Source organism: Nocardioides sp. (genome assembly GCF_016462705.1).
In the GTDB taxonomy this organism is placed as follows: Bacteria; Actinomycetota; Actinomycetes; order Propionibacteriales; family Nocardioidaceae; genus Nocardioides.
The window spans coordinates 1-5,679 of record NZ_JAEMSS010000227.1; the positions used below are offsets into that span (position 1 = coordinate 1).

5 protein-coding genes are annotated in these 5,679 nt (G+C 73.6%); 2 read left to right on the plus strand and 3 right to left on the minus strand.

Annotated features, from left to right (window positions below):
- Positions 1-325 (minus strand): 2-oxo-4-hydroxy-4-carboxy-5-ureidoimidazoline decarboxylase (locus JHD21_RS19975; RefSeq protein ID WP_292678879.1); only part of this gene is annotated, 325 nt, incomplete at its 3' end.
- Positions 326-338: 13 nt separating this feature from the next.
- On the minus strand, positions 339-1,232 hold the full coding sequence (pucL, locus tag JHD21_RS19980; RefSeq protein ID WP_292678882.1) for a factor-independent urate hydroxylase: 894 nt from the start codon (positions 1,230-1,232) through the stop codon (positions 339-341).
- Between the two features lie 134 nt (positions 1,233-1,366).
- Between pucL and JHD21_RS19985 the strand changes: the two genes are divergently transcribed.
- Positions 1,367-2,224: a Gmad2 immunoglobulin-like domain-containing protein gene (locus tag JHD21_RS19985; protein ID WP_292678884.1), complete on the plus strand. Its 858-nt coding sequence runs from the start codon at positions 1,367-1,369 to the stop codon at positions 2,222-2,224.
- Here the strand turns inward: JHD21_RS19985 and JHD21_RS19990 are convergent.
- On the minus strand, positions 2,214-3,431 hold the full coding sequence (locus tag JHD21_RS19990; RefSeq protein ID WP_292678887.1) for an aldolase: 1,218 nt from the start codon (positions 3,429-3,431) through the stop codon (positions 2,214-2,216). The genes JHD21_RS19985 and JHD21_RS19990 overlap by 11 nt on opposite strands.
- 73 nt (positions 3,432-3,504) lie before the next feature.
- On the opposite strand from JHD21_RS19990, the gene JHD21_RS19995 reads away from it, so the two are divergent.
- Positions 3,505-5,679: DEAD/DEAH box helicase (locus tag JHD21_RS19995; RefSeq protein WP_292678889.1), on the plus strand; the 2,175-nt coding region annotated here is incomplete at its 3' end.

Sequence of the window (5,679 nt, forward strand, 5' to 3'; positions counted from 1 at the left end):
CCCGGCCCGCGGCCCGGATCAGGAAGACCCGGTCGAAGCGCTGCTCGTAGGCCGCGTTGCCGGCGGCCAGCCGGGCGGCGGTGTCCCCCGCGCTCGGGTCGACCCCGGACTGCTCCTGCCGGCTCTGGGCGCCGCCGCGCTCGCCGATGCGGGGGTGCCCGGCCAGCGCCTGGTCGAGCTCCTCGTCGGTGAGCTCACGGGCGGCAGCGTCGGCGGCGGCGAGGAGTGCCTCGCGGTCGGCGTAGGGCTGGCCGGCGAGCACGTCGTCGGCGAACCGGGGCACCGACAGGCAGCCCAGCAGCACCTCGCGCGTGGTCTCGGTCATGACCGCGTGCCCCTCACACGAACCCCGGCACGTGCAGCCAGGCGTCGCCCGCCGGCGGCGCGTCGTCGCGGGTCACCTGGGCCTCGATCAGGCCGTAGGGCCGGTCCGCGGCGACGAACACCTCGCCGTCGTTGGTGAGCCCCTCGACGTCGAACCCCGTGAAGTCGACGAGGAAGTGGTGCTTGTTGGGGGCCGAGAACCGGATCTCCGCGATCCCCGGGTGGTCGCCGAGCACGGCGGTCCCCATCGCGTGCAGGGTCTCCTGCAGCGCCCGCGAGTAGGTCCCGGCGAAGGTCTCCAGCACGCGAGCCAGCACGGCGTCGTACGACGCGTTCCAGTCCGTGGCGTCGAGGTCGGTGGTCGCGTGTCTCCACCTGGCCTCCAGCGAGGTGGCGAGGATCCGGTCGTCGGCCTCCTGCAGCGTCGTGAACTCGTCCTCGAGGAAGCCCTTGAACTCCGAGTCGGTCGAGTTGAGCAGCACGAGGTCCCGGACACCGGAGAGGACGTGGCTCTCGTCCCGGCCGACCGTGACGACGGCCGTGCGCACCGCGCCGCCGCGCCTGACGAACGAGTGGTCGCCGATCCGGTCCCAGGCGTACTCCTCGACCCGCACCTGCGCCGCGCTCGCCGCCGGCGTGGCCTCGAGGAGCCGGCGGCCGAGCGCGAGCGCGTAGTCCTCCGGGGAGGTGATCCCGTGCAGCTTGGCGTAGGCGAACGCGGTGTTCTTCTGGGTGTCGGTCGGCAGCACCTGGGACTGGTCCCCGGCCGTGTGCGCCCCGGAGAAGTCACCGCGCAGCGACGTGGACACGTTGAGGTCGCGGATCTCGTGGACCGGCGTGTCCCGGACGATCCGCACGACGCGGCTCTCCGCCTTGCCGTACTGGTTCACACCTAGCACCGTGGCCATCCGTCGACCCTAATGCCCTGCACCCGCGGCACTCGGTCACCCCCGCCACCACCCGAGGTCGTTCGACCCTGGCCGGCGCGACGCGCGCGGAGGAGGATTCGAGCATCCAGCGACGCCGATCCGGGAGGCCGGTCATGACACGGAGCCGTCGTTCCCTCCACCTGTCCTGCGGGGTGATCCTCGCCGCGGCGCTGATGCTCGCCGGCTGCGGCACCGACGATGACGACCCGGACGCCCCGGACCCGACGCCCACCGTCAGCTCCGAGGCTCCGTCGACGACCGCACCGACGACCATGACCGGCGTCTACTACGTCGTCGACACCCGGACCGGGGTGCGACTCGCGCGCGAGCTGCGCGACGTGGCCGAGGACCGGGCGCCCGAGGCGGCGGTCGCAGCCATGATCGAGGGAGCCGTCGACCCCGACTACGCGACGACCTGGAACCCCGCGACCGAGGTCCTGGACGTGTCCGAGGAGAGCGGTGGGATCACCGTCGACCTGTCGGACGACGCCAGGACGGCGAACGTGGGGTCCGAGGGCGCGGCCCGGATGGTGCAGCAGCTCGTCTACACGGTCACCGAGGCGCTCGACGAGGACGCCGGGGTGACGCTGCTCATCGAGGGCGAGCCGGCGGGAGAGCTGTGGGGAGTCGTCAGCTGGGACGAGCCGGTCGGCCGGGCCGACCCACTGGACGTCCGCGTCCTGGTCCAGATCGACTCTCCGCAGGAGGGCCTCGTCACCTCCTCGCCGCTGCGCATCGAGGGTGAGGCGGCGGTGTTCGAGGCGACCCTCGGCTGGCGCGTGCTCGACGCCGACGGCCAGGAGGTGCAGGCCGGCTTCACGACGACGGAGGAGGGGCAGACCTTCGCCCCGTTCGCGTTCCCCGTGGAGCTCGAGCCAGGCACCTACAGCGTCGAGATCACCGAGGACGACCCGTCGGGCGGCGAGGGCGGCACCCCGATGACCGACACCCGCACCGTCATCATCGAGTGACCGGCTGTTCCGCGGGACCGCCGGACGGTGGGCGGAGGAAGCCGGGGAGGTCGAGGTCGCGGACCTCGTCGGCGTCGACGGCCCCGCAGTCCAGGCCGCGGAGCACGTAGCTGCCGAGGGCACGGGCCGTGGCCGGCTCGTCGGCGATCCCGCCGTGGCTCGAGCGGTGCGCGTAGGCCTCGAGCCGGTCGAGCGCGCCGGTCAGGCCCTCGCGGTAGAACGCGTACGTCGCGGCGTACCGGGTCGGCAGCTGGGCCGGGTGCAGGTCCCAGCCCTGGTAGTAGCCGCGCTCGAGGCCGCGTCGGACGAGCCGGTGGTGCTCGGCCCAGCCGGCGACGACCGTGTCGTGGTCGCCGACGGGCAGCCTGTTGGTCGAGCCGTCGGAGAGGCGGACGCCCGTGCCCGCGGCCGCGGCCTGCATGACCAGCTTGGCGTGGTCGGCGGCCGGGTGCGCGAGGGACTGGTGGCCCGCGACGATCCCCACGAACGCCGAGTAGTCGTAGGTCCCGTAGTGCAGTCCGGTCAGCCGCTCTCCGCCGGCGTGGACCATCTTCGCGACGAGCGCGGTGCCGTCCGGGCCGAGGATCGACTGCGGGGTCTCGACCTGCACCTCGAACCGGAGGTCGAGGGTCTCGGCCACGTGCACCATCGCCTCGACCTGGTCGACGCTGGTGACCTTGGGCAGCGTGACCACCCACCCGTCGAGAGTGCCGCCGCCGTCGCGGAGCGTGGCGACGTACGCCGTCAGGGTGCGGATCGCCCGGCCGCGCGTGGCCGCCTCGAAGCACTTGACCCGGATCCCCCCGAACGGCGCGGCCGTGCCGGCCAGCCGGGTCTCCGCCAGCGCCAGCGCCGCCCGTTCGACGTCGAGCGTCTCGTCCTCGTCGGACTTCCCGACGTAGCCGTCCTCGAAGTCGATGCGCAGGTCCTCCACCGGCTCGCGCCCCAGCTTGGCCCGGACCCGGGCGACGATGTCGTCGTCGGCGACCAGCTCGGCGAACGCGTCCGCGTGCTCGTCGAGCACGGCGAGCGCGGCGGCGCCGTACGCCGGCACGAGACCCGCGTCGTAGCGGTCCGCCGGCACGTAGACGGTGTGCACCGGCTGCCGCCCCGGCCGCTCGCCGGGGTACTGCGCGGCCAGCGCGGCGTCGGCGGGCGCCAGCCGCTCGTCCAGCTCGGCGGTCAGGCGCGCGGCGAGGTCGGACACTCCCCCATCCAACTACAGTCCGCCCACCCGTCGGCCCGGGGCGCTGTCGGTGCCGTGAGCAAGACTTGGCGGCATGCCCACGCCCGCCGACGCGCTGAGCCGGTTCAGCGCGCCCACCCGGACGTGGTTCGCGGCGGCGTTCGCTGAGCCGACGCCGGCGCAGGCGGGCGCGTGGGAGGCGATCGGGGCCGGCAGGCACGCCCTGGTGGTGGCGCCCACCGGCTCCGGCAAGACGCTGAGCGCGTTCCTGTGGGGCATCGACCGCCTGCTGACCGAGGACCGCCCGAAGGACCGGACGAAGCGCACCCGGGTGCTTTACGTCAGCCCGCTCAAGGCGCTGGCGGTGGACGTCGAGCGCAACCTCCGCTCACCGCTGGTTGGGATCCGCAACACCGCCGAACGGCTCGGGCTGAAGGCACCCGACGTCACCGTCGGCGTGCGCTCCGGCGACACCCTCGCGGCCGACCGGCGCAAGCTGGTGACGTCACCGCCCGACGTCCTGATCACCACCCCCGAGTCCCTCTTCCTGATGCTCACCAGCCAGGCCCGCGAGTCGCTGCGCGGCGTCGGGACGGTGATCGTCGACGAGGTGCACGCGGTCGCCGGCACCAAGCGCGGGGCCCACCTGGCGATCAGCCTGGAGCGTCTCGACGCACTTCTCGACGCGCCCGCGCAGCGGATCGGCCTCAGCGCGACGGTCCGCCCGCTCGAGGAGGTCGCCCGGTTCCTCGGCGGCCACGCCCCGGTCGAGATCGTCGCCCCGCCCAGCAGGAAGGAGTGGGACCTCAAGGTCGTCGTGCCCGTCGAGGACATGACCCAGCCCAACCAGTACGACGAGGACGCGGACGACGGCGAACGCAGCCAGTCCATCTGGCCGCACGTCGAGGAGTCGGTCGTCGACCTGATCGAGCAGCACCACAGCACGATCGTCTTCGCCAACTCGCGCCGGCTGTCCGAGCGGCTCACGGCGCGGCTCAACGAGATCGCGACGACCCGGGCGGGCGAGGCGCTGGAGCGGCACCCGGCGTCCCCGGCCGAGGTCATGGCGCAGTCCGGTGCCAGCCTCGGTGCCGAGACCGTGATCGCCAAGGCCCACCACGGCTCGGTGAGCAAGGAGCAGCGCGCCCTCATCGAGGACGACCTCAAGCGCGGCCGGCTCCCCGCCGTCGTGGCCACCAGCAGCCTCGAGCTCGGCATCGACATGGGTGCCGTCGACCTCGTGGTCCAGATCGAGTCACCGCCGAGCGTGGCCAGTGCCCTGCAGCGCGTCGGCCGGGCCGGCCACCAGGTCGGCGAGGTGAGCCGCGGCGTGCTCTACCCCAAGCACCGGGGCGACCTCGCCCAGACCGCGGTGGCGGTCCAGCGGATGCGCACCGGTGCGATCGAGAGCCTCCGGATCCCCAGCAACCCCCTCGACGTCCTCGCCCAGCAGGTCGTCGCCACCGTCGCTCTCGAGCCCTGGCTCGTCGACGACCTCTACGACCTGGTCCGCAGGACGGCGCCGTTCGCGACCCTCCCCCGGGCGGCGTACGACGCCACGCTCGACCTGCTCGCCGGCCGCTACCCCTCCGACGAGTTCGCGGAGCTCCGGCCGCGGGTCGTCTGGGACCGGGTCACCGGCACCCTGACCGCCCGGCCGGGTGCCCAGCGGCTGGCCGTGACCAGCGGCGGCACCATCCCCGACCGCGGGCTCTTCGGTGTCTTCCTCGTCGGCGAGGGCACCGGACGGCGAGTCGGAGAGCTCGACGAGGAGATGGTCTACGAGTCCCGGGTCGGCGACATCTTCGCGCTCGGCGCGACCAGCTGGCGGATCGAGGACATCACCCACGACCGGGTCCTGGTGACGCCGGCCCCCGGGATCCCCGGCCGGCTGCCGTTCTGGAAGGGCGACACCTTGGGCCGCCCGGCCGAGCTGGGGCAGGCGATCGGCGCGTTCACCCGCGAGCTCGGCGCGCTGCCGCGCCGAGCGGCCGTGGCGGAGGCCGAGAAGCACGGCCTCGACGCCTGGGCGGCCGGCAACCTCGTCTCCTACCTCCACGAGCAGCTCGAGGCCACCAACGTGCTGCCCAGCGACACGACGCTGCTGGTCGAGCGGTTCCGCGACGAGCTGGGTGACTGGCGGCTGGTGCTGCACTCGCCCTACGGCACCCCGGTCCACGCGCCCTGGGCACTGGCCATCAACGCGCGGCTGCGGGAGCGCTACGGCGTCGACGGCCAGGCGATGGCCTCCGACGACGGCATCGTCATC

What these genes read in the sequence shown, in the direction of transcription:
- pucL (WP_292678882.1), bottom strand. Translation starts at nt 1,232, where the DNA reads ATGGCCACGGTGCTAGGTGTGAACCAGTACGGCAAGGCGGAGAGCCGC.
- JHD21_RS19985 (WP_292678884.1), top strand. Translation starts at nt 1,367, where the DNA reads ATGACACGGAGCCGTCGTTCCCTCCACCTGTCCTGCGGGGTGATCCTC.